This window comes from Ralstonia sp. UNC404CL21Col (genome assembly GCF_000620465.1).
Lineage (GTDB): Bacteria > Pseudomonadota > Gammaproteobacteria > Burkholderiales > Burkholderiaceae > Ralstonia > Ralstonia flatus.
In genome coordinates this window covers 519,845-541,622 of record NZ_KK211140.1, presented here as the reverse complement: position 1 = coordinate 541,622, position 21,778 = coordinate 519,845, and the positions used below count along the sequence as shown (strand labels likewise).

The 21,778-nt window shown below is 65.1% G+C and carries 24 protein-coding genes and 1 tRNA gene; 13 read left to right on the top strand and 12 right to left on the bottom strand.

Translation table 11 applies throughout. The features are described 5' to 3' along the window. Positions 1 to 82 precede the first annotated feature (82 nt). The 4 genes from rph (at position 83) to N511_RS0120410 (ending at position 2,856) form a co-directional block, all read left to right on the top strand. Positions 83 to 799 carry a ribonuclease PH gene (gene rph / locus N511_RS0120425; RefSeq protein ID WP_012762362.1) on the top strand — a complete coding sequence of 239 codons (717 nt, stop codon included), beginning with the start codon at positions 83 to 85 and terminating at the stop codon, positions 797 to 799. An 11-nt stretch (positions 800 to 810) separates the two neighbouring features. Then, the gene (gene rdgB, locus N511_RS0120420; protein WP_027680972.1) at positions 811 to 1,416 is read left to right on the top strand and encodes an RdgB/HAM1 family non-canonical purine NTP pyrophosphatase; all 606 of its coding nucleotides are present in this window, start codon (positions 811 to 813) and stop codon (positions 1,414 to 1,416) included. A 7-nt stretch (positions 1,417 to 1,423) separates the two neighbouring features. Further along, complete coding sequence (hemW, locus tag N511_RS0120415; RefSeq protein WP_027680971.1) at positions 1,424 to 2,692, top strand: radical SAM family heme chaperone HemW; 1,269 nt, start codon at positions 1,424 to 1,426, stop codon at positions 2,690 to 2,692. A gap of 74 nt (positions 2,693 to 2,766) precedes the next feature. After that, positions 2,767 to 2,856: transfer RNA gene (locus N511_RS0120410), tRNA-Ser, on the top strand. Positions 2,857 to 2,918: 62 nt separating this feature from the next. Here the strand turns inward: N511_RS0120410 and N511_RS0120405 are convergent. After that, positions 2,919 to 3,368 carry a helix-turn-helix domain-containing protein gene (locus tag N511_RS0120405; protein ID WP_231479654.1) on the bottom strand — a complete coding sequence of 150 codons (450 nt, stop codon included), beginning with the start codon at positions 3,366 to 3,368 and terminating at the stop codon, positions 2,919 to 2,921. A gap of 28 nt (positions 3,369 to 3,396) precedes the next feature. After that, positions 3,397 to 3,741 (bottom strand): hypothetical protein, encoded by a 345-nt coding sequence (locus N511_RS25550; protein ID WP_231479653.1) that lies wholly within the window; start codon positions 3,739 to 3,741, stop codon positions 3,397 to 3,399. A gap of 283 nt (positions 3,742 to 4,024) precedes the next feature. Between N511_RS25550 and N511_RS24395 the strand changes: the two genes are divergently transcribed. The 4 genes from N511_RS24395 (at position 4,025) to N511_RS0120380 (ending at position 7,014) form a co-directional block, all read left to right on the top strand. Beyond that, on the top strand, positions 4,025 to 4,609 hold the full coding sequence (locus N511_RS24395) for a PAS domain S-box protein (protein ID WP_037027175.1): 585 nt from the start codon (positions 4,025 to 4,027) through the stop codon (positions 4,607 to 4,609). Between the two features lie 408 nt (positions 4,610 to 5,017). Beyond that, positions 5,018 to 5,425: a hypothetical protein gene (locus N511_RS0120390; protein WP_027680968.1), complete on the top strand. Its 408-nt coding sequence runs from the start codon at positions 5,018 to 5,020 to the stop codon at positions 5,423 to 5,425. A gap of 35 nt (positions 5,426 to 5,460) precedes the next feature. After that, positions 5,461 to 6,093 carry a DUF2968 domain-containing protein gene (locus tag N511_RS0120385; RefSeq protein WP_027680967.1) on the top strand — a complete coding sequence of 211 codons (633 nt, stop codon included), beginning with the start codon at positions 5,461 to 5,463 and terminating at the stop codon, positions 6,091 to 6,093. Positions 6,094 to 6,279: 186 nt separating this feature from the next. Then, entirely contained in the window at positions 6,280 to 7,014 is a 735-nt protein-coding gene (locus N511_RS0120380) for a ribonuclease E (RefSeq protein WP_231479652.1), read from the top strand. Between the two features lie 25 nt (positions 7,015 to 7,039). Here N511_RS0120380 and pcp read toward each other — a convergent pair whose 3' ends face one another. The 8 genes from pcp to N511_RS0120335 form a co-directional block, all read right to left on the bottom strand. Continuing rightward, positions 7,040 to 7,687, bottom strand: a complete 648-nt coding sequence (pcp, locus tag N511_RS0120375) for a pyroglutamyl-peptidase I (RefSeq protein ID WP_027680965.1) — start codon at positions 7,685 to 7,687, stop codon at positions 7,040 to 7,042. Positions 7,688 to 7,765: 78 nt separating this feature from the next. Then, complete coding sequence (locus tag N511_RS0120370; protein WP_027680964.1) at positions 7,766 to 8,791, bottom strand: TRAP transporter substrate-binding protein; 1,026 nt, start codon at positions 8,789 to 8,791, stop codon at positions 7,766 to 7,768. A 138-nt stretch (positions 8,792 to 8,929) separates the two neighbouring features. After that, a complete protein-coding gene (locus tag N511_RS0120365; RefSeq protein WP_027680963.1) occupies positions 8,930 to 9,886 on the bottom strand; it encodes a DUF979 domain-containing protein in 957 nt (318 codons plus the stop codon). A 3-nt stretch (positions 9,887 to 9,889) separates the two neighbouring features. Then, entirely contained in the window at positions 9,890 to 10,627 is a 738-nt protein-coding gene (locus tag N511_RS0120360) for a DUF969 domain-containing protein (RefSeq protein WP_027680962.1), read from the bottom strand. A 55-nt stretch (positions 10,628 to 10,682) separates the two neighbouring features. Beyond that, complete coding sequence (pxpA, locus tag N511_RS0120355; protein WP_027680961.1) at positions 10,683 to 11,426, bottom strand: 5-oxoprolinase subunit PxpA; 744 nt, start codon at positions 11,424 to 11,426, stop codon at positions 10,683 to 10,685. A gap of 19 nt (positions 11,427 to 11,445) precedes the next feature. Beyond that, positions 11,446 to 12,495, bottom strand: coding sequence for a biotin-dependent carboxyltransferase family protein (locus N511_RS0120350; protein ID WP_081785403.1), 1,050 nt, complete (start codon positions 12,493 to 12,495; stop codon positions 11,446 to 11,448). Then, on the bottom strand, positions 12,492 to 13,139 hold the full coding sequence (gene pxpB, locus N511_RS0120345) for a 5-oxoprolinase subunit PxpB (protein ID WP_027680959.1): 648 nt from the start codon (positions 13,137 to 13,139) through the stop codon (positions 12,492 to 12,494). The genes N511_RS0120350 and pxpB overlap by 4 nt, the downstream gene beginning before the upstream one ends. Positions 13,140 to 13,414: 275 nt before the next feature. Next, positions 13,415 to 14,629, bottom strand: coding sequence for a multidrug effflux MFS transporter (locus N511_RS0120335; RefSeq protein WP_027680958.1), 1,215 nt, complete (start codon positions 14,627 to 14,629; stop codon positions 13,415 to 13,417). A gap of 482 nt (positions 14,630 to 15,111) precedes the next feature. On the opposite strand from N511_RS0120335, the gene N511_RS0120330 reads away from it, so the two are divergent. The 5 genes from N511_RS0120330 (at position 15,112) to N511_RS0120310 (ending at position 20,348) form a co-directional block, all read left to right on the top strand. Then, a complete protein-coding gene (locus tag N511_RS0120330) occupies positions 15,112 to 16,626 on the top strand; it encodes an ABC transporter ATP-binding protein (RefSeq protein ID WP_027680957.1) in 1,515 nt (504 codons plus the stop codon). Beyond that, positions 16,619 to 17,728, top strand: coding sequence for an ABC transporter permease (locus tag N511_RS0120325; protein ID WP_027680956.1), 1,110 nt, complete (start codon positions 16,619 to 16,621; stop codon positions 17,726 to 17,728). Before N511_RS0120330 ends, N511_RS0120325 begins: the two co-directional genes overlap by 8 nt. 1 nt (position 17,729) lies before the next feature. Further along, positions 17,730 to 18,650, top strand: a complete 921-nt coding sequence (locus N511_RS0120320; protein WP_027680955.1) for an ABC transporter permease — start codon at positions 17,730 to 17,732, stop codon at positions 18,648 to 18,650. Positions 18,651 to 18,729: 79 nt separating this feature from the next. Then, positions 18,730 to 19,887 (top strand): BMP family ABC transporter substrate-binding protein, encoded by a 1,158-nt coding sequence (locus tag N511_RS0120315; protein ID WP_027680954.1) that lies wholly within the window; start codon positions 18,730 to 18,732, stop codon positions 19,885 to 19,887. A 164-nt stretch (positions 19,888 to 20,051) separates the two neighbouring features. Continuing rightward, positions 20,052 to 20,348, top strand: a complete 297-nt coding sequence (locus N511_RS0120310) for a YkvA family protein (protein ID WP_009241129.1) — start codon at positions 20,052 to 20,054, stop codon at positions 20,346 to 20,348. A gap of 9 nt (positions 20,349 to 20,357) precedes the next feature. Here the strand turns inward: N511_RS0120310 and N511_RS0120305 are convergent, their stop codons facing one another. Continuing rightward, on the bottom strand, positions 20,358 to 21,338 hold the full coding sequence (locus N511_RS0120305) for a quinone oxidoreductase family protein (protein WP_027680953.1): 981 nt from the start codon (positions 21,336 to 21,338) through the stop codon (positions 20,358 to 20,360). Next, a complete protein-coding gene (locus N511_RS0120300; protein WP_037027174.1) occupies positions 21,335 to 21,775 on the bottom strand; it encodes a methylglyoxal synthase in 441 nt (146 codons plus the stop codon). Before N511_RS0120300 ends, N511_RS0120305 begins: the two co-directional genes overlap by 4 nt. Positions 21,776 to 21,778 lie beyond the last annotated feature (3 nt).

Genomic DNA, 21,778 nt, shown 5'->3' with positions numbered 1-21,778 from the left:
TTCCCACCTCCGGCCCGCCCTGCCAAGCGCAGCGCGGGCCGGTATCATGTCGGGCTATCCGTTTTCTTCAGCGAGACCCCACATGCGACCCAGCGGCCGCCAGCCCGACCAACTCCGCCCTGTCACCCTCACCCGCAACTTCACGCGCCACGCCGAAGGCTCGGTGCTGGTGTGCTTTGGCGACACGCAAGTGCTCTGCACGGCCAGCGTGCTGCCCAAGGTGCCGCCGCACAAGAAAGGCAGCGGCGAGGGCTGGGTGACGGCCGAATACGGCATGCTGCCGCGCTCGACGCACACGCGCTCCGACCGCGAGGCCGCACGCGGCAAGCAGACCGGCCGCACGCAGGAAATCCAGCGCCTGATCGGCCGGGCGATGCGCTCGGTGTTCGATCTGCGGGCGCTGGGCGAGCACACGCTGCACCTCGACTGCGACGTGCTGCAAGCCGATGGCGGCACGCGCACGGCCAGCATTACCGGCGCGTTCGTCGCGGCATATGACGCTGTCTCCGTCATGCGCGAAAAGGGCCAGTTGGTGGGCAACCCGATCCGCGATTTCGTGGCCGCCGTGTCGGTGGGCGTGGTCGACGGCGTACCGGTGCTCGACCTGGACTACCCTGAAGACTCCGCCTGCGATACCGACATGAACGTCGTCATGACGGGCAGCGGCGGCTTTGTGGAAGTGCAAGGCACAGCGGAAGGCACGCCGTTCTCGCGCGCTGAAATGGATGCATTGCTGGGCCTGGCCGACCAAGGTATCCGCACGCTGATCGGCCTGCAGAAGCAGGCGCTGGGCCTCTGAGCGACACGGCCATGCGCAAGATCGTTCTCGCATCGAACAACGCCGGGAAGCTGTCCGAATTCAACGCGCTGCTGGGCACCCTCGGGTTCGACGTGACGCCGCAAGGCGCCCTCGGCATTCCCGAGGCGGAGGAGCCCTACGCGACCTTCGTTGAAAACGCGCTCACCAAGGCACGCCACGCGAGCCGTGCGTCCGACTTGCCCGCGCTGGCAGACGACTCCGGCATCTGCGTGCATGCCTTGGGCGGCGCGCCGGGCGTGTATTCCGCGCGCTATGCGCAACTGGTGGGCGAGCCGAAATCGGATGCCGCCAACAACGCCCGTCTCGTCCGCGAACTGGCCGGCAAGGCCGACCGCGGCGCGCATTATGTTTGCGTGCTCGTCTACGTGCGCCACGCCGATGACCCGCAGCCGATCATTGCCGAAGGCAACTGGTTTGGCGAGGTGATCGACACACCGCGCGGCGACGGCGGCTTCGGCTACGACCCGTACTTCCTGCTGCCCGACCTCGGCAAAACCGCCGCCGAGCTGACCAAAGCCGAGAAGAACAGCGTGAGCCATCGTGCACAAGCCCTCGCGCAGCTCGTCGAACGGCTGCGCACCTTTGAAAACGCGTGACGTTCCGATGATTCCGATTCACCCCGCCGGCGCAGCCAAGACGCCTTCCGCGACCGCCGCTGAAACCGGTGACAAGGTCACCTCCGTCTTCCTGCAGCCGGGCAAGATCAGCCTACCGGCCTCGCCGCCGCTGTCGTTGTACGTGCACGTGCCGTGGTGCGTACGCAAGTGTCCGTACTGCGATTTCAACTCGCATGCGGAGCCGGAACAGGGCATCCCGGAGGAGCGTTTTCTGGCCGCCGTGCGGCAAGACCTGGAAGCCGCGCTGCCGATGGTGTGGGGCCGGCATGTGCACACGATCTTCATCGGGGGCGGCACGCCGAGCTTATTGTCAGCGCAGGGGCTGGATCGCCTTCTGTCGGACATCCGCATGCTGCTGCCCGTTGACGCCGACGCCGAGATCACGATGGAGGCCAACCCCGGCACCTTCGAGGCCGAACGCTTCCGCAGCTATCGCGCCAGCGGCGTGAACCGCCTGTCGATCGGCATCCAGAGCTTCAACGACGCGCACCTGCAGGCGCTGGGCCGCATCCACAGCGCCGCTGAAGCGCGCGCCGCCATCGACATCGCCCGCGCGCACTTCGACAACATCAACGTCGACCTGATGTTTGCCCTGCCCGGCCAGACGCTGGCCGAGTGCGAGGCCGACGTGGAGGCCGCGTTGTCATTCGATACGAACCACGTGTCGCTGTACCACCTGACGCTGGAGCCGAACACGTACTTCGCCAAGTACCCGCCCGCGCTGCCGGATGACGACGCGGCGTTTGCAATGCAGGACTGGATTCACGCGCGGTTGGCGGCGGCAGGCTACGAGCACTACGAGGTGTCGGCATACGCCAAGGCCGGCAAGCGCTGCAAGCACAATCTGAACTACTGGCAATTCGGCGATTACCTCGGCATCGGCCCCGGTGCCCACGGCAAGCTCAGCTTTCCGCATCGGGTCATCCGCGAGATGCGGCACAAGCATCCGGACACGTATCTGCGTCAGGCCGAGACCGCCGGCGGTGCGGCCGTCATGCAGGAGCAGCGCGAAGTCGGCGCCGCCGACCTGCCGTTCGAATTCATGCTCAATGCGCTGCGCCTGACCGACGGCTTCCCCGTCACGCTGTTCCAGGAACGCACGGGCCTGCCGCTGCGCTCGATCGAGCGGCAACTCGATGTCGCAGAGCAGCGCGGTTTGCTCACGCGCGACCATGTCGCCATCCGCCCGACCGAGCTGGGGCAGCGATTCCTCAACGATTTGCAGGCATTGTTCTTGGCCGACGACGAAAACTGACAGTACCCGGTGCCAACTTGCGCCAGGTACCGTTACAATGGCGCCCTTGCTCGCAACGAGCAGCGCAGTACGAAGGAAGCGTGGCCGAGTGGTTTAAGGCAGCAGTCTTGAAAACTGCCGATGGGGTGACCCATCCGTGAGTTCGAATCTCACCGCTTCCGCCAGCCCTTGGTTCCAAGGCGCTCCGGATTTCTCCCCCCCTACTCTTCCAACCCGCGCCGCTTTTTCAGTGCCGCGCCGTGGGCCACAGCACATCGGCGTCTTCTCCGAGCGCCTGGGCGATGGCGAGGCGAACGCGCTTCGCTCCATTGCCCGCGATGGAAGACGACAGCAATTGCGGCGTGACATCGTCCAAACCCAGTTTTTCCGAGAGCCCACGCAGCGTGGTCTTGCCGAAGCGCGCTTCAAGGAGGCGTTTAACGAGTGGGACAGCGCGGGAAGCTTCACGAGGATCCGACGGCAATCCCCCTGCCGGGCTTCTCTTCTTGCGTTCTTTCGGCTTGATGGGGAGATCGACCGATTGAGGGAGAGGATTCTCCGCCATGGAACGACCCAGATTTGCTAACGCTTCGGCTACGTTTCGCCCGGTGCTGGAGCACATCGCGTCCGGCGCCACCAACACCGCAAAATAATTGCCGCGATCTTGGTACAACCTGACCTTGCAAATCAAGTCCATATGATTCGAGCGTTAAAACAAAATAGTTCTATTTCTTATTCTTTTGTGGAATGAAATAACCCGGCGGCGCGCTGTCATGCCCCGTTGGCAAAGCCGGGACGCAAGCACTACCCCAAGCCCCGAGAGGCTTGAGGCAGGCCGAGCGCGTAAAGACACTCCCCCGTTCTTCGAAGCAGGTATGACTCGTTTTTATGTGGTTTTCACCAATCATCCGATTGGTGATCACCTGCGCATCAACGCCAAGCAATATCGCCGGAATGCCAACTCGAAAAAACAGGGTGAATCCGCTCACCCCATTCTTTCGAAGCTGGCCTGACCTGGCTAGGCCAAGCGACTTGCTGCTTTCCCCGTTACCCGCCTGCGTCGGCTCCATGGAACCGCACGGGCGCTGAACTTTTTTATCAGGCGTGATGCCGATGCCGAATATTGTCGGAAACGATAACAGACGCTATTCTGGCTGGCACCCTGCTAATTAGAGGGTAAGAACGTGCCGGCACGCCGTTCACGCGAGCCAGCGCGCGGGGAATGGGGCAGACTCGTGGCAATCACAACTTTGTGCAACCGCTTGTCGCTGCCTGAAGATGGCGGCCGAACCTGGTAATGCTCACCGGCGCCTGGCTACCGGTTCTTTGTATTGCAACCCACCGCAGCCGACCATGGAAGTCCTCAAGGATGTAAGCGCGATCGCGTTGGCCAATAGTCTTCCAGATGGCGTCTTTCTGGTCGACGAGCGTGGGCGGATCCGTCACGCCAATGCTGCGTGGGAAGACATTCTTGGTTACCGCCCCTCCGACCTGCTTGGGCAAACCATGCTCGAACTCGTGGCGCCTGACGACCGCGACAGAACGCAAAAGCAAGCGGGTCGCGTTCAGGCTGGCATCAAGTGCACCGGATTTGAGAATCGCTATCGGCACCAGCTTGGCACCGATGTCCATTTGTCGTGGTCCGCACAGTGGAACGTGGAGCATCGGCTCCGCATCGGCGTGGCACGTAACGTCACCGCAACAAGAACGGCGGCCGAGCGCAGTCCCTTGGCGCAACTGCAGGCGCGTCTCGCGCCTCATGAATCCAGGGTATTGCAGTTGTTATTGACTGAAGCCGCAGAAAAGCAGATTGCGGAACAGCTCGGTCTGGCCACATCGACCACGCACTCTTACATCACGAGCGTCTATCGCAAGTTCGGCGTGCGTGGCCGCGCTGGGCTGATGAGCCTGTGGCTCAAAGAGATGCAAAGCCGCTGATCCCGCTTTGTTCATGGCCGGGCCTTGGTAGAGGAGCACTTGCGCTCACCGGTTTCCTGTATCGCCGGTACGCCAACTCCATCTTGTGCCCGGCCACCCGTCGATATCACGGCACCGTCGCATCACCATCTGGCACAAATAGCGCGTGCCCCCTGCGCTATACTGCCGCCCGTCACGCACACAACGTGACCTCGGATTGGCGTCCGGGAATATCGCAGGCGGGTATGACCGCCGGTTGGCGGTTTTTTTACGCCCGTACATCAAGCGCCTCCTATGGTCGGGCCTTGGTGGGGGAGCGCTCGCGCTCGCCGGTTGCCTGCGATACCGGTACGCCAACTCTACCTTGTGCCCGGCCACCCTGATTGGCGTCAGGGAGCGGGATACCAACCCATCGCAGGAGGCCCCAACGTGCGCCATGCCATCGCTCGCCCCGAGCAATCGCAATCCCCCTCCCCAGACGGCAGCCGTGAACTCCAGCGCGAGTTTGAATCGCTTCAGCAGCAACGCGCCGATCTCGTGCGAGCGTTGGCAGCGGCCGAAGCATCCGTAAGAACATTCCCCATCGGCTCATTGCAACAGGCCAACGCACGGGCCCGCGTCACGCGTTTGCAGAGCGAGCTGCGGCGCTTGAAAGCCGCGCTTGGCACGTCAAAGCGGCATCAGGACGTCGGGGACTTCCTGATCGAGATGTTCCGCGAGCGCGTCTCTTTCAGCGAATGGCAGTGCATCGTGGCCGAGGCGCGACGCCGCCATGATTCAAAGGCGACGGAAGGTCAAATCGGTACGCTCGCTGCGGGGCCGGGCGCACAAAGCTGATATAGTCGCGTCGCCTCCGATTTCTGAACTTTGCGATGTCTCTCGTACTCCGCCGAACCGTCCTCACGTTCGTTGCCGCAGCCTCGGTTGCGGGCGCCGGCCTCGTCCACGCGCAAGCCAGTGCACCACAAGCGCCGGCAGTGTCCACGGCTGCGTCGGGCGGCACCGTCGCTGAACTGCAGCAATTGCTGGCGCAGAAGCGCCTGACCGAACTGCGCACGACCTACAACGGCGACTACGGCACGAGCCTGCTGCTGGTCAACGAAGACACCACGGCCTACGTCGCGCTGTCGTATCGCAAAGAACTGTGGCGTGTATACAAGTTTGCGTCGGTCGCTCCGGCCGAGGGCGCGTACGAAACGCTGGCCGGCCAGACCCGTACGTGGGCCGAAGACGATCTGCGCCGCGCCGTCACGGCCGGGCAGAAGGCCCAACTGGAGCGCGAAGCCCAGGCAGCCCAGCAGCGCGCCGAATCCCTGAGCCAGGAAGTGCGGATCATGCAGGCGCAGCGCCAGAAAATGCTGACCGAACAGCAAACCATGCGTCAGGAAACGAAGGCACTGGACATCGAGCGCCGCGCGTACCAGACCCAGGTCGAATCGCTGCAGCAGCAGATCCGCTTGCTGGAAAAGCAGCTCAACGATCCGCACTGGTCGCCTGCACCGTAACGTCTTTGACGGCACCTTCCTGGCCTGCCCAAGATGGGCGGGCCAGCGACTTCTCCGCCTTCGATGCAACGCGCATCGCCTTAAGAACAGTCTGATCGACCACCGTCCATCTGCCGCTTAGCATGGCGCCTGCTTGCGCGGCCGGCTTTGCTTTGACGTCCGCTGCGGCCATCAGCGGAGACGGACTTGGAATCCCCCAACTTCATCATCGACGGACACCTGCGCCTACCGGGCTTGGTGCGCATGCCGCCGCCCTTCGGGCCTGCGCTCGACAGCGCGCAGCCCAGCCCCGCGACACAGGTAAGCCCATCGTCCGATCCGGTAGCCCACACGTGCGGTGACGCCGGTACAGCCCGTCATGGGCAGTGGCGTCAACGCATGACAGCGCTCTCGGTTGGCATGGCATGTACTTTGGCGGCCGCGCTGCTTGGCTGGCAGACCGGGCAGCATCGGCAGCCAGCCGCAGAGTGGGATCAAGCAACCGTGGCCGCCATCGCTCCGCAGACCGTACCGCCCCTTTCGCTTGAGCATTCCGCTGCGACGCCGGCGGCGTCGGCGGACCCCAATGAAGCCACGGAGTCCGCGGGGGCGCCGACAGCCGTAGCCGCAGCCGACGTTGTCCAGACGCCCGACGTGGTGTTCGACGAAACGGAAGTCGCCACGCCGGTCATCGCCGCAGCAGCGCCGGCCGTAACGCAATTGCCGGCGAGACCGAGGCGACCGCGCCCCGTGGCGCAGGCCGCCGTGCCCGCCTCGACGCCGCCGAAGTTGCAGCGCTTGCCCGTATTGCACGACGAGGCGCCAGCGACCATCGAAGTCGAGTGGGAAACGGCCGCGACGGCGCCGATCACCTCAGCCTATGCAGCGCCGGGCACGCCAGTGCGTATCGAACTGCAACGGCATACGCGCTTCACGGATTGACCATAACGCGTGCCGCCACGCCGGCTCAGTGCAACTGACCGCCGGTTTCGCGTACGTCGTGCAGCGTGCGCAGCGTTGTCTCGATGGCGATGCGCAGGCCGGTGACGATGGTGTCGTGCGCCATGCTCGGCTGCCCCGGGTGCTTGGCGGCCTGCGACGGCAGATACGGGATGTGGATGAAGCCGCCACGCGTCGGCAGCTTGTGGCGGGCGATGGCATGCATCAACCCATAGAAGACGTGGTTGCAGACAAAGGTGCCCGCCGTCTGCGAGACGGACGCGGGAACGCCGCCCGCACGCAGTTCGCGCACGATGGTCTTGATCGGCAGCGTTGAAAAATACGCGGCCGGCCCGTCACTCGCGATGGCGATATCGATCGGCTGTTTGCCGGCGTTGTCGGCAATGCGCGCATCGTCGACATTGATGGCGATGCGCTCGACAGCCATCTCGGCACGGCCACCGGCCTGCCCCACGGCGATCACCACATCCGGCTGCAGCGTTTGCAGCAACTTGCCGAGCACTTTGTTGGACTCGCCAAAGATGGTCGGCAACTGGCGCGCGACGATGTCGGCGCCTGCGATTCCTTGGCCATCGAGGGTGCGCACGGCTTCCCACGACGGATTGATGGGTTCGTTCTCGAACGGATCGAAGCCGGTGACGAGGACGGTAGGCATGACGTTCTCCTGCTTGCTGCGTAAGACAAAAACGATGATAAACGTCCGTCGAACATCATGCCCAAGCGCGTTGCGGCGTCAGTTTGCCTTGCTGCGCTTGTTCTCGAAGTTCAACAGGATGTCGACTTCTTCCGTGCCCGCGGTGTGCAGCCATTCACGCGTCAGACGCTCGCCCAGGCGGCGCATGTCGCCCTGCAGGGTCACGTCGGGATTGAGCACGCGCACGCCGGTTTTGGCGAGTTCGGCTTCATCGCGCTCGTAGGTCTGGCGGCTGGAATCCCAACCGCGCGTTTCGTAATCCTTGGCGAGCTTGAGCACCGTCTGCTGCATCGCGGGCGGGAGCTTGGCAAAGCGCGCTTCGTTCACGAACACGGCATTCTTGGGAATCCACGCATTGACCTTGTAGTAGTACGTCATGCGCTGGCCGGCCTTCGTCTCCAGACCGGTGGACGGCGAGGTGACCATGGTGTCGATGCGGCCACCGGCAATCGCGGCGCTCAGATCGGCGGCTTCCACCTGCACGGCCTGCGCGCCATACAACTCGGCAATGCGCTTTTGCGCCGCGTTATACGTGCGCAAACGATGTCCCTTCAGGTCGGACAAACGGGCAATCGGTGTTTCGGAATACAGGTTCTGCGGCGGCCAGGGCACGGCGTACAGCAGGCGCAATCCGTTGGCCTTCATCAACGCTTCGATGTGGCTGCGCGAGGCATCCCACAGCAGGCGCGCATCGTTGTAGCCCGATACCACGAAGGGGATCGAATCCACGCCGAACAGCGGATCGCGCTGCGCCAGCGTCGACAACATCACTTCGCCCGCCTCGGCCTTGCCTTCCTTGACGCCGTCAAAGATGGCGGCCGGCTTGAGCAGCGTGCCGTTCGGATAGACCTCAAGCTTGAGCCCGCCATTGGTGGCGCTGCTGACGGCACTTGCGAAGGCCTGCAGGTTTTGCGTATGGAAATTGAGGGCCGGATACGGCGTGGCCACTCGGAGCGTTTCCGCACGGGCTTGCGCGGCGGAAATCAACGACAGCGCGCTGGCTGCGAGAACACAAAAAAAGCGGCGTCCCGACATGGAACGGCCGCTCGTCATCTGGCTGCTCATGAATCCCCCCGGAGAAGAGCACGATGCGAGGTCTACGACCGCGTGCCCTTGTCTCGCGGGCAGCGACCGCGCTCGGTGGCGTCTGCCGGCTGAGAACCGCCAGCGTGACGCGCACCGCACGCGTCGCATTAAACACGATTAGTGGAGCATCAGGAAGTACAAGAGCACGATATTGGCTGCAAGCAACAGTAGCGCAGTCGGGACTTGCGCTTTGATCACAGCGTTCTTATCGGACAACTCCAACAGCGCGGCGGGCACGATATTGAAGTTCGCCGCCATCGGGGTCATCAGCGTGCCGCAGTAGCCCGAGAACATGCCGATCGCCGCCATCACTGCGGGGTTGGCATGGAACACGCCCACCAGAATGGGCACCCCCACCCCGCCCGTCATGACCGGGAACGCCGCAAAGCCGTTGCCCATGATGACGGTGAACAACGCCATGCCCACGCAATAGACGATGACCGCGACGAGGCGATAGTCCATGTTGATGTAGGCGGTGGTCAGGTGCGCCACGGCCTTGCCCACACCGGCATCGGCAAAGACGAGACCCAGCATGGCCAGCATCTGCGGCAGCACCAGCGCCCAGCCGAGCGACTCCGTCAGCCGACGCGACTCACGCATCGCCTGCACCGGCGTGTCACGCGTCAACCAGCACGCCAGCGCCAGCGAGATGATGCAGCCCAGGCCCAGCGAGACGAAGGTCTGGTTCTTCGGATCGAGCAGCAAATCGCCGCCGATCTTCACGTCCTTCAGGAACACGCTGCCGATGACGGTGACCAGCGGAATGGTCAGCGCCGGAATGAACAGGCGGTTGCCCAGGCGCTTGGCGGATGCGCGGCGCTCTTCTGCCGGCAGTTCACCGTGCTTGCCCAGCGTCACGCCGCCCGTGCCGGCCAGCAGTGCCATCACCACGGCACCCACGCCCACCACGATCGGCGGGAGCTTGTCGCCAACAAGGAAGATGACGGCGAAGATCGCCCAGAACAGGCCCGTGGTCCAGCGGCGCGGGTGGTTCTTGTCGGCAAAGGTCATCAGCGCGGTGATCGTCAGGATGATCCCGGCCAGCCAGTACAGATAGTTGATCGACAGAATCATGGCTTACCCCTGCTTGGCCGCAGCCGTGTTGGTATTGCCGGCGGCGCCCCGCTGGTTACCCATTTCGCGGGCAAGCCAGCCGTCCAGGCGCTTGAGGCGCACCGAGTGGATCAGGAACGCGCAGACCGCAGTCGGGATGCCCCATACGGCGATATGCAGCGGTTCCACGTCGATGCCCGAGCCGAGCAGGAACGTGTGCATCAGCGCGATGGCGCCGAAGGCCACGAAGATGTCTTCGCCGAAGAACAGGCCGACGTTGTCGGTGGCAGCGCAGAACGCCAGCAGGCGTTCGCGCACCGGCGCCGGCAGCTTGCCGAAACGGTTCTCTGCGGCGCCTTCGGCCATCGGGGCCAGCAGCGGACGCACCATCTGCGGATGACCGCCGAGGCTCGTCAGACCGGCAGCTGCCGTCAGCTCGCGCACGGCGAGGTAGACGATCAGCAGACGGCCAACGGTGGCCGATTGAATGCGCGCGATCCAGTTCTGCGCGTGTTCACGCAAGCCGTGGCGCTCGAGCAGGCCCACCACCGCGAGCGGCAGCAGGATGATCAGCGGCAACGTCCGCGTCTTGATGATGCCCGTCCCGATCGCCGTCAGGATTTGTTCGATGGACATCGATGCCGCAAAGCCGGTGGCGATGGCGGCCACGGCCACCACCAGCATCGGATTGAATCGCAGGATGAACCCCGCGATGATGACGACCACCCCGATCAGCGGCCATAGATTCACTGCCGTACCCATGTGGTGCTTCCCCCCAAGTTAATAAAAAGCCCCGCTGGAAGGACGGGGCCGTGGCTCAGGCGCCGGCGCGGACAGCGATGCCTTCGCTGCCAAGCCGTTCCCGAATGCGTCGCGCGAACGCCAGCGCATGCGCGCCGTCGCCGTGCAGACAAACCGTTTCCGCGCGGATCGGAACCCACGTGCCGTCGATGGCCTTCACGCGCTGCTCGCGCACCATCGTCAGCGTCTGGTCCAGAGCGGCATCTTCGCTGTCGATGAGGGCGCCCGGCGTACCGCGTTTGACGAGCGAGCCGTCCGGGTTGTAACCGCGATCGGCAAACACCTCTTCCTTGGCCTGCAGGCCAAGTTCACGCGCGGCCTTGACCAGCTCACCGCCCGCCAGGCCAAACACCACCAGCGACGGATCGAAATCACGGATCGCGCGCACGATGGCCATGGCCAGCGGCCGGTCGCGCGAAGCCTGGTTGTACAGCGCGCCGTGCGCCTTCACGTGCGCCAGCTTGCCGCCCTGCGCACGCACGATCGCCGAAAGGCCACCGATCTGGAACAGCACGCCCGCGTAGATTTCATCCGGCGGGAGGTGCATTTCAGTGCGGCCAAAGTTTTCGCGATCGGGAAAGCTCGGATGCGCGCCGATCGACACGCCCTGGCGCAGCGCCCAGCCCACCGTCTGGCGCATCGTGTTGACGTCGCCGGCGTGCCAGCCGCAGGCGATGTTGGCGGAACTCACCAGGGTGAGGAGCGCCTCGTCGGTATCGCAGCCTTCGCCGAGATCGGCGTTCAGATCAATTGCAGTCATGATGTTGTCTTCCGGTGCATCAGGCGTTCAGTCGCGTCTTTGCGGTGCGATGCGCGCTCGACAGAATGCCCTGGCGCTGCCAGTCCAGCGCGGTTTCGATTTGCTGCAGATACCGTGCCACGTCGGCGCGGGCGGCTTCGGCTTCTTCCAGCGTCACACGCTCGAAGCGCACGCGCGTGCCGAGCGGAATCTGCGCCAGGCGCCATTGGTCGGCCAGGATGACGGAGCCGATCTTCGGATAGCCGCCGGTGGTTTGCGCATCGGCCATCAGCACAATGGGCTGTCCGGACGGCGGCACCTGGATCACGCCCGGCACCACGCCGTGCGAGAGCAGATCGCCGCTGCGCTGCTTCTTGCGTTGGAGTTCCGGCCCCTGGAGGCGAAAGCCCATCCGGTTGCTGTTGGGCGTGAGCGTCCAGTCCGATTCCCAGAACGCAGCTTGCGCGTCGGCAACGAAATCGTCGTATTCAGGACCGGGCAGCACGCGCATGACGGGCGTGTCCTTCTGCGCGCGGTCGAACGTCCAGCGGGCTGCCTTCACGGCAACGGTGTCGCCGCTGATGTCGGGAGCGTACGTCGTATCGGCGGGCAGCACGGGCAGCCTGTCGCCGTCCTTGAGCGGGCGCCCCTCGAAGCCGCCGAAGCCGGCTTTCAGATCGGTGCTGCGCGAGCCCATCATCTCCGGCACATCGATGCCGCCGGCCACGCAGAGATACGCGCGCACGCCTCCCTGCGCCACCCGCAAGGTCAGCATCTGCCCGCGTTGCACAGGGATGGCACGCCACGCATGCACCGGCGCGCCGTCGAGCGTGGCGCGGCAATCGGCGCCCGTCAGCGCGATCAGGCCATTGGCGTGGAAGCGCAGCGTGGCGTTGCCCAGCGTGAACTCGATGCCCGCGGCGTCACTGCGGTTGCCGACCAGCCGGTTGCCCACATACAGCGACAGCGGATCCAGTGCGCCCGACGTGCACACGCCAAAGCGGCGATAGCCGGTGCGGCCCAGGTCCTGCACAGACGCCAGCACGCCGGCCCGCACGATCTCGATCATGGGTTGGGGTTTCGAACTCATGCGCGCACCTTCGAGGCGACAAAGCGGATGCGGTCTCCGGGCGCCAGCAGCGTGGGGGGATTGCGCTGCGGTATGAAGAGCGCCGCGTCTGTGCGGCCTAGCAGTTGCCAGCCACCGGGGGATGCGGCCGGATAGATGCCGGTCTGCTCGCCGCCGATGCCGACCGAACCGGCCGGCACGGCCATGCGCGGCTCGGCGCGACGCGGCGTGGCGAGCGACTTGTCGAGCCCGCCCATGTAGGCAAAGCCGGGTTGGAAGCCCAGGAAATAGACGATGTATTCCGGCGCAGTGTGACGGCGCACGACTTCGGCCGTGCTCAGGCCGGTGTGCTTGGCGACTTCGCGCAGGTCGGGGCCTTCGTCACCGCCATAGGCGACTTCGATGTCGACGAGTTTGCCGTCGGCCACCAGCGCCTGGCTTTCTTCCCAGGCTTCGCGCAGTTGGGTGGTCAATCGCTGCGCATCGGCCAGTGGGCCGAACACGAGCGTGAGGTTGTTCATGCCGGGCACCACGTCGACCACGCCCGCCCAGTTGGACGCGCGCGACGCCATGGCCCAGATGCGCTGCTGGCAATTCAGGGTGGCCGGTGGCGGCACTTCGCACAACAGCGCGAGTTCGCCCAGCCGGTGAATCGTGCACTGCAACTTAACCCCCGTCTCGTCTGCGCCGTTGGCGGGAAGATCCCGGCAAAACGACGCGTGTTTGAAAACGAAAGCGATACGTTAATAAATTGTCGATAAATTCTGTATAAGAAGTAACCCTTAGTCATTCAGGGCCACGTCGCTGCTGAACGCGGTCCGGCTGCACTCATCATAGGTGCCGAACACGATCAGCGTGACGGGCATGTTATGCCAAAGTCATATGAAAGGATGAAGACGCCCCTAGAACAAGAGGCGTAGACCGAGCCCGGAAGTGGGGGTCAGGCAGCGGGCTCTTCGCGCGTGATGCGCAGACCCAGAAGGAGCGCGACGATGGCGCACACAGCCATCATGCCCAGCAGCGGCAGCGCGGTCTGGCCGATGGCGGCGACCACCGTGCCGGTCACCATGCCGAGGCCAAACTGCATGGCGCCCATAAGCGCCGAGCCCGTACCCGCACGCGCGCCCTGCCCCGCCATTGCCAGCGCGCCGGTGTTGGGCGAGATGCAGCCGATCGACGCGACGTAGCAGAACAGCGCCGCCAGCACGAGCGGCAGCGGCGTAAAGCCGGCCGCGGCGGCGGCGGCGGCCAGCACGCTGGTGATGGCCGGCACCCACAGCGCCCGCCGCAGCACGCGCGCCGGCGAGTACTTGCGCACCAGCCGCACATTCACGCGCGAGGCGGCGATCATTCCGGCCGCGTTGCTGCCGAACACCCAGGCGTACTGCGACGGCGTCAGCCCATAACCGTCGATCAGCACGAACGACGACACGGTGATGTACGCGAACATGCCCGACAGAAACACCGCCCCGCACCCCATATAGGCGGCGTAGTGGTGATCGCGCAGCAGTTCCCAGTAATCGCGCAGCACGTGGCCGACTGCCAGCTTGCGCGCCTGCTCAGGCGCCAGCGACTCGCGCATCAGGTAATGCACCGCCACCAGCGACAGCACGCCAAACGCCGTCAGCAAGGCGAAGATGACCCGCCACGTTGTGAACTGCAGCACTGCGCCGCCAATCATCGGCGCCAGGATGGGCGCCACGCCCATGACCAGCATCAGCGTCGAATACGCTTGTGCGGCGCCAGCCGGATCCATGCGATCGCGCACGGCTGCACGCGCGATGACCATGCCCGCGCAGCCGCCAAACCCCTGCACGCCGCGCAGCACGGCCAACATCGTGGCATCCGTGGCGAAAGCGCAGCCGATGGAGGCTGCGACGTACATCGCCAGGCCGATGTAGAGCGGCGGTTTGCGGCCGAAGCGATCGCTGGCCGGGCCGTAGATCAGCTGGCCGATCGCCAGGCTGATCAGGAAGACCGTCAGCGTGAGCCCCGCCGCAGCCGACGATGTATTCAGGTCGCGCGCGATGGTCGGCAGGCTGGGCAGGTACATGTCGACCGACAGCGGGCCGATGGCCGTGAGCGCGCCAAGCAGCAGGAGCCAGCCGGGAATCGGGCCGGGCATGCGGGATCGTGCGGAAGCGGGAGCAGTCATGAAGGCAGAGCGGGACGCGGCGGACGGGAGGCCCGCGCCGGAGCAAACCGAGAACTGTAGCGCAAAGCGGCGCGCCACGTGCGCGCACCGGGCAGGTGCAAGACGGCGTGCGCGCCCCACCCAAGGGCTGCGCGTGCCACCTGGATACGTCGGCATGACAAGCTGGAAGCGGCAAATGGCCCCAATGGGCCCGGCACGGGATTTGCACTCCGCCACCCCTCGTACGAGGCAGGCGCAAGCGGGCCGAAATCGCCGTTCGGCGCAGTGCCGAACGATATAATTCCAAGCTGATGGAAAGCATCACCCATCCATGATGTTTGCTGCGATGCGTCGGCGCGAATCTGCGTCGGCGTTGCCTGTTGTGAAGTGTCGTCAACACCCAAAAAGAGACCGCCTCCGATGCGTATCCGCACGGTGAGCGGCACGGAAACCACGAGCCAACTGTTGTGACACCACTCCCACCACGCCTGTCGCTGACGGGCATGACCAAGCGCTACCCGAGCGTGGTCGCCAACGACGGCGTCAGCCTGACTGTCGCGCCGGGCGAGATCCACGCCGTGCTGGGCGAAAACGGCGCCGGCAAGTCGACGCTGATGAAGATCATCTTCGGCGCCGTGCAGCCTGACGCCGGCGAGATGCAACTCGACGGCCAGCGCGTCGAGATCGCCAATCCGCACCAGGCGCGCGCCCTGGGCATCGCCATGGTGTTCCAGCACTTCTCGCTGTTCGACACGCTCACGGTGGCGGAGAACATCCTGCTCGGCCTGCCCGCAGGCACCGATTTGCGCGACGTGGCTGACCAGGTGCGCAGCACGGGCGAGAAATACGGCCTGCCGCTGGAGCCGCATCGCCATGTGCATACGCTCTCCGTGGGCGAGCGCCAGCGCGTGGAAATCGTGCGCGCCCTGCTCACCAAGCCGCGTCTGCTGATCCTTGACGAGCCGACCTCGGTACTGACGCCGCAGGCCGTCGAAAAGCTCTTCGTGACGCTGCGCCAGTTGGCGGCAGAAGGCACGAGCATCCTCTACATCAGCCACAAGCTCGACGAGATCCAGGCCCTGTGCCACACCGCCACGGTGATGCGCATGGGCAAGGTCACGGGCGTGTGCGATCCGCGCCAGGAAACGGCAGCGTCGCTGTCGCGCATGATGATCGGCGGCGAGCCTCCGCGCGAATTGCGGCCCCAGACCACACCGGGCGAGGTGCGCATGGAGGTGGCGGGCCTGTCGCTGCCCAAGGCCCACGCCTTTGCGACGGAGCTGCGTGACATCGCGCTGCAATTGCGCAGCGGCGAGATCGTCGGCATCGCAGGCGTATCGGGCAACGGGCAGCAGGAACTGCTGGCAGCCCTGTCCGGCGAAGACACCCGCGCGTCGGCACAGACCATCAGCATCGGCAACGAGCCGGTCTCCAAGCTGGACCCGCGTGCGCGCCGCAAGCGCGGGCTGTCGTTCGTGCCGGAAGAGCGTCTGGGGCGCGGCGCCGTGCCAACGCTGTCGCTGGCAGCCAATACGCTGCTGACGCATCAGCGTGCGCCCCAGGTGCGCGGCGGGCTCATCGACAAAAAGGCCGCCGCCAAGCTGGCTACCGCCATCATCAGCCGGTTTGGCGTGAAGGCTGGCGGCCCCGACGCGCTGGCCAAGAGCCTGTCGGGCGGCAACCTGCAGAAATTCATCGTCGGCCGCGAAATCGAATGCGCGCCGCGCGTGCTCATCGTCGCGCAACCCACCTGGGGCGTCGACGTGGGCGCCGCTGCCCAGATCCACAACGAAATCCTCGCGCTCAAGGCGGGGGGCTGCGCCATCCTTATCGTGTCGGAAGAACTCGACGAACTCTTTGCGCTGTGCGATCGCCTGCACGTGATCGCCAACGGGCGCCTCTCGCCCTCCACGCCCACGCACGCCACCGACCGCGAACAGATCGGCCTGTGGATGAGCGGCATGTGGGACAAAGCATCGGCGCCGGCCGCCGCCAGCTCGGAGGTGGCCCATGGCTGACGTCATGCATGGCAGCCGTCTGGCGCTGCCGGTTTCGCTCGAGCTGCGCGCCATTCCGTCGCGCACCATGGCCTACGCCTCGCCGCTCATCGCGCTGGTGCTGACGATGGTGTTCGGCTTGCTGCTGTTCGCGCTGCTGGGCAAGGACCCGGTCGCGGGCCTGCGCGTGTTCCTGGTCGAACCGCTGGTCAGCAAGCGGGCGATCGGTGAAGTGCTGCTCAAGACCGTGCCGCTGGTGCTGTGCGCGCTGGGCTTGTCGGTGTGCTATCGCGCCAACGTGTGGAACATCGGCGCGGAGGGGCAGCTCATCGTGGGCGGCATCTTTGCAGCGGCCACCATCATCTACTTCGATACGCCGACGCCCGCCATCCCCGGCGGCTTTGCGCTGGTGCTGGCCATCGTTGCCGGCCTCGTCGGCGGCGCGCTGTGGGCGGCGATCACCGCGCTGCTGCGCGATCGCTTTCATGCCAACGAGATCCTCGTCTCGCTCATGCTTACGTACATGGCGCAGTTGCTGCTGCTGTACGTGGTCAACGGACCGTTGAAAGACCCGAACGGCATGAACTTCCCGCAATCGATCGTGTTCGACAGCGCGTTCGTTCTGCCGACGCTCGTGGCCGGCACGCGCCTGCACGTCGGCTTCCTGTTCATGCTGGTGATGACGGCGGCGATGACGTTGTTCGTCTTCCGCAGCTTTGCGGGCTATCGCCTTCAAGTCGGTGGCCTGGCGCCGCAAGCCGCGCGCTATGCAGGTTTCTCGTCGCGGGCGGCGCTGTGGACGGCGCTGCTGGTGTCGGGCGGCCTGGCAGGCATTGCCGGCGCCTTCGAGGTGACCGGGCCGATCGGGCAACTGCTGCCATCCATTTCCCCCGGCTACGGCTTTGCCGCCATCGTGGTGGCGTTCGTCGGGCGCTTGAATCCGGTCGGCACCGTGCTGGGCGCGATCGTGATGTCGCTCTTCTATATCGGCGGCGAGCTTGCGCAATCGCGCCTGGGGCTGCCGTCGGCCATTACCGGAGTGTTCCAGGGGATGTTGCTGTTCTTCCTGCTCGCCTGCGACACGCTCATCGAATACCGCCTGCGCTGGCGCGCGCACCACTGATATGGACAGTCTCGCTCCCCTGATCGCCGCGTCGATCAACGCCGGCACTCCGCTGCTGCTGGCCGCCCTTGGCCTCTTGATGAACGAGCGCTCCGGCGTGCTCAACCTCGGCGCCGAAGGGATGATGCTGGTGGCGGCCGTGGTCGGTTTCATGGTCGGCTACCAGACGCAGACTCCCCTGCTGGGTTTTGCTGCCGGAGCGATTGCCGGCATGGTGATGGCGTCGCTGTTTGCATGGCTGGCGCTGGTACTCGTCACCAACCAGGTCGCCACGGGCCTCGCCCTGTCGATTTTCGGCACCGGGCTGTCGGCCTTCATGGGCCAGCGCTTTGTCGGCATGTCGCTGCCGGCGCAGGCGCACGGCATCCCCGGGCTGGAGTCGATCCCGTTTGTCGGCCCCGCCCTCTTCGCGCACCACTGGATGGTCTATTTCAGCCTGCTGCTGTGCGGCGCGATTGCGTGGTTCCTGTTCAAGACGCGGGCTGGTCTCACGCTGCGCGCGATCGGTGAATCGCCGGAGTCGGCGCATGCACTTGGCTTTCCGGTGCGCACCGTCCGCTTTGGCGCGCTGTTGTTTGGCGGCGCATGCTGCGGGCTGGCCGGCGCGTACCTGTCGCTGGTCTACACGCCGATGTGGGTCGAGAACATGGTCGCCGGCCGCGGCTGGATTGCCCTCGCGCTGACCACGTTTGCCACCTGGCGCCCGCTGCGCATCCTGTTCGGTGCGCTGCTGTTCGGCGGCGTGACGATCCTGCAATTCCACCTGCAAGGGATGGGCGTGTCGGTGCCGTCGCAGATTCTGTCGATGGCGCCGTTTGCGGCCACCATCGTCGTGCTGGCCATCATCTCGCGCAACCCGGACTGGATTCGCCTGAACATGCCCGCATCGCTTGGCAAGCCGTTCCGCCCCGGGGCTGCCTAAACTGCATGCAGCCTCAGCTTCTGCATTCCGCTTTCATTTGCTTCAACACAGTCAACGAGCCACACAACAGGAGAAATCGATGAACGTCACTCGCAGGATCACGCTGGCCGCCCTGGCCGCCGGCGCTGCCCTGACCCTCTGGGGTTGCGGCAAGTCCAACGACAACGCCGGCGGCAATGCCGCGCCGGCCGCATCGTCGGCCCCCGCCGCTGCCGCACCGGCACCGGCCAATGAGCCGCTGAAGGTTGCGTTCGTCTACGTCGGCCCGGTGGGCGACGCAGGCTGGACATACGCCCACGACGCCGGCCGCAAGGAGGTCGAAGCCAAGTTCGGCGACAAGGTCAAGACCAGCTTCGTCGAAAGCGTCCCCGAAAGCGCTGCGGACGCCGAGCGCGTGTTCCGCGATCTCGCCACGCAGGGCAACAAGGTCATCTTCGGCACGAGCTTCGGCTTCATGGAATCGATGCTCAAGGTCGCCAAGGAATTCCCGGACGTGAAGTTCGAGCACGCCACCGGTTTCAAGACTGCCGACAACCTCGGCCAGTACGACGTGCGCACGTATGAAGGCGCGTACCTCGCGGGCGTGGTGGCCGGCAAGATGAGCAAGTCGGGCAAGCTGGGCGTGGTGGGTTCGGTGCCCATCCCCGAGGTGATCCGCAACATCGATTCGTTCACGCTGGGCGCGCGCAGCGTCAACCCGAAGGCCACCACCCGCGTGGTGTGGGTCAACAAGTGGTTTGACCCGGGCAAGGAGCGCGAAGCGGCCACCACGCTCATCGGTCAGGGCGTCGACGTGCTGATGCAGAACACCGACTCCGCCGCCGTCGTGCAAACGGCCCAGGAAAAAGGCGTCTACGCCATCGGCTGGGACAGCGACATGACCAAGTTCGGCGAGAAGGCCCACCTGGCCGCCTCGATGAACAAGTGGGGCGTGTACTACACCAAGGTCGTCGGCGACGTGCTCGAAAACAAGTGGAAGCCGGAAACCGTGTGGTGGGGCCTGAAGGAAGGCGCCATCGACCTGGGCGCCTACAACGCTGTGGTGCCGGAAGACGTGAAGACGCTGATCGAAACCCGCAAGAAGGGCATCATCGACGGCTCCGCACCGATCTGGAAGGGTCCGCTCAAGGACAACACCGGCAAGGAAGTCCTGCCCGCCGACAAGGTCGCCGACGACGGCTTCCTGCACGGCATCAAGTTCTACGTCGAGGGCGTGGAAGGCAAGATTCCGGGTTGAGTTCTACCCGTCGCGGCAAAAAGCCGGCACCTCGCAAGAGGGCCGGCTTTTTTCATGGACGATGGGGCTTCATCTTGAAAACCGGGCCATTTCCCCAAGCTGATACGATGGTTTGCTGGCCAAACGCCCTCATGTGACGCCGGCTTTTCATCAAGGAGCCCACGATGTTCGGACGACTTTTCCGCCTGTGGAGCGTGGTGCGCAACGACGTGCGCCTGCTGTGGTTTGCGCTGCGCCATCCCGACAAGCCGTGGTGGCTGGCGCCGGCTGCGCTGCTGCTGGTGGGGTATGTGGTATCGCCGGTCGACCTCATCCCGGATGTCATCCCGGTAATCGGCTGGGTGGACGACATCGTGCTGGTGCCGTTTGCGCTGCACATGCTGCTGCGCGGCCTGCCCGACCGCGTGCGCGAGGATGCGCGCTTTGCCGCCGCCCGGCGGGTGAAGCCCTCCGGGCGGTAACGTCTCAACTTACGGCAAGAGGATCGTCGAACCGGTCGTCTTGCGCGCTTCCAGATCGCGGTGCGCCTGCGCCGCGTTCTGCAGATCGTAGCGCTGTTGAATCTCGATCTTCACCTTGCCGCTGCTCACCACATCAAACAACTCTGCCGCCATCGGCTCCAGCAGCTCGCGCCGCGCCGTGTACGTCATCAGCGTCGGTCGCGTGATCTTGAGCGAGCCTTTTGCGCTCAGCACGCTGAGGTCAACCGGCGGCACGGGGCCCGATGCGTTGCCGTACGTGACCATCATCCCGCGCGGCGCGAGGCAATCGAGCGAGCCCGTGAACGTGTCTTTGCCAATGCCGTCGTAGACCACGGGCACGCCCTTGCCGCCCGTGATTTCACGCACGCGTTCGGTGAAGTTCTCGCGCGTGTAGACGATGGTGTGATCGCAGCCGTGCGCGCGGGCAAGTTCGGCCTTGGCATCGCTGCCGACGGTGCCGATCACCGTGGCGCCGAGCGCCTTCAGCCACTGGCACGCAATCAGCCCGACACCACCAGCGGCTGCGTGAAACAGCACCGTATCGCCGGGCTGCACGCGGTAGCTGTCGCGAAGCAGGTACTGCGCGGTCATGCCCTGCAGCATCATCGCGGCGCCGGTTTCAAAGTCGATCGCATCCGGCAGGCGTACGAGAATGTCGGCCGGCATCGTGCGCACCGCAGCGTAAGCGCCGGTGGGGCGGCCGGCATAGGCCACGCGGTCGCCGGGCTTGACATGCGTCACGCCCTCGCCCACCGCTTCCACCACCCCGGAGGCTTCCATGCCGATACCGCCAGGCAGCGGCTGCGGATACAGCCCGGTGCGGAAATAGACGTCGATGTAGTTGAGGCCGATGGCGTGCTGCTTGATGGTGGCCTCGCCGGGGCCGGGTGCAGGCACGTCGACATCGACGTACTGCATCACTTCCGGACCGCCGGTCTCGAAGATGCGGATGGCTTTCGCTTGTGTCATGCGTGGATCTCCTTCGGATCGGGCGCCACCCGTTGCAGGGCCGACATCACCAGGTCGGCGGTTGCGAGGTTGGTGGCGCAGGGAATGTTGTGGACGTCGCAGGCACGAACCAGCGCGTTGATGTCGGGTTCGTGTGGCTGCGGCGTCATCGGGTCGCGCAGGAAGATGACGGCGTCGACACGGCCTTCGGCCAGTTGTGCGCCAATCTGCAGGTCGCCGCCCCACGGGCCGGACAGCATGCGCTGCACGGTCAGGCCGACTTCCTTCTCCAGGCGGCCGCCGGTGGTGCCGGTCGCCAGCAGGTCGCATTGCGACAGGAAGGCCTGGTGCGTTTGTGCGAAAGCGACCATGTCGTCTTTCTTGTGGTCGTGTGCGATCAGGGCGACGCGGCGTTTGCGAACTGCGCTTTCGGGCGTAATTGGCGTAAGGGTAGTCATGTC

Bases quoted from the DNA above. Each gene is read 5' to 3' on its own strand.
- rph (WP_012762362.1), top strand. From the start codon at position 83: ATGCGACCCAGCGGCCGCCAGCCCGACCAACTCCGCCCTGTCACCCTC.
- rdgB (WP_027680972.1), top strand. From the start codon at position 811: ATGCGCAAGATCGTTCTCGCATCGAACAACGCCGGGAAGCTGTCCGAA.
- hemW (WP_027680971.1), top strand. From the start codon at position 1,424: ATGATTCCGATTCACCCCGCCGGCGCAGCCAAGACGCCTTCCGCGACC.
- N511_RS0120405 (WP_231479654.1), bottom strand. From the start codon at position 3,368: ATGGACTTGATTTGCAAGGTCAGGTTGTACCAAGATCGCGGCAATTAT.
- N511_RS25550 (WP_231479653.1), bottom strand. From the start codon at position 3,741: ATGGAGCCGACGCAGGCGGGTAACGGGGAAAGCAGCAAGTCGCTTGGC.
- N511_RS24395 (WP_037027175.1), top strand. From the start codon at position 4,025: ATGGAAGTCCTCAAGGATGTAAGCGCGATCGCGTTGGCCAATAGTCTT.
- N511_RS0120385 (WP_027680967.1), top strand. From the start codon at position 5,461: ATGTCTCTCGTACTCCGCCGAACCGTCCTCACGTTCGTTGCCGCAGCC.
- pcp (WP_027680965.1), bottom strand. From the start codon at position 7,687: ATGCCTACCGTCCTCGTCACCGGCTTCGATCCGTTCGAGAACGAACCC.
- N511_RS0120370 (WP_027680964.1), bottom strand. From the start codon at position 8,791: ATGAGCAGCCAGATGACGAGCGGCCGTTCCATGTCGGGACGCCGCTTT.
- N511_RS0120365 (WP_027680963.1), bottom strand. From the start codon at position 9,886: ATGATTCTGTCGATCAACTATCTGTACTGGCTGGCCGGGATCATCCTG.
- N511_RS0120360 (WP_027680962.1), bottom strand. From the start codon at position 10,627: ATGGGTACGGCAGTGAATCTATGGCCGCTGATCGGGGTGGTCGTCATC.
- pxpA (WP_027680961.1), bottom strand. From the start codon at position 11,426: ATGACTGCAATTGATCTGAACGCCGATCTCGGCGAAGGCTGCGATACC.
- N511_RS0120350 (WP_081785403.1), bottom strand. From the start codon at position 12,495: ATGAGTTCGAAACCCCAACCCATGATCGAGATCGTGCGGGCCGGCGTG.
- N511_RS0120335 (WP_027680958.1), bottom strand. From the start codon at position 14,629: ATGACTGCTCCCGCTTCCGCACGATCCCGCATGCCCGGCCCGATTCCC.
- N511_RS0120330 (WP_027680957.1), top strand. From the start codon at position 15,112: ATGACCAAGCGCTACCCGAGCGTGGTCGCCAACGACGGCGTCAGCCTG.
- N511_RS0120325 (WP_027680956.1), top strand. From the start codon at position 16,619: ATGGCTGACGTCATGCATGGCAGCCGTCTGGCGCTGCCGGTTTCGCTC.
- N511_RS0120320 (WP_027680955.1), top strand. From the start codon at position 17,730: ATGGACAGTCTCGCTCCCCTGATCGCCGCGTCGATCAACGCCGGCACT.
- N511_RS0120315 (WP_027680954.1), top strand. From the start codon at position 18,730: ATGAACGTCACTCGCAGGATCACGCTGGCCGCCCTGGCCGCCGGCGCT.
- N511_RS0120310 (WP_009241129.1), top strand. From the start codon at position 20,052: ATGTTCGGACGACTTTTCCGCCTGTGGAGCGTGGTGCGCAACGACGTG.
- N511_RS0120305 (WP_027680953.1), bottom strand. From the start codon at position 21,338: ATGACACAAGCGAAAGCCATCCGCATCTTCGAGACCGGCGGTCCGGAA.
- N511_RS0120300 (WP_037027174.1), bottom strand. From the start codon at position 21,775: ATGACTACCCTTACGCCAATTACGCCCGAAAGCGCAGTTCGCAAACGC.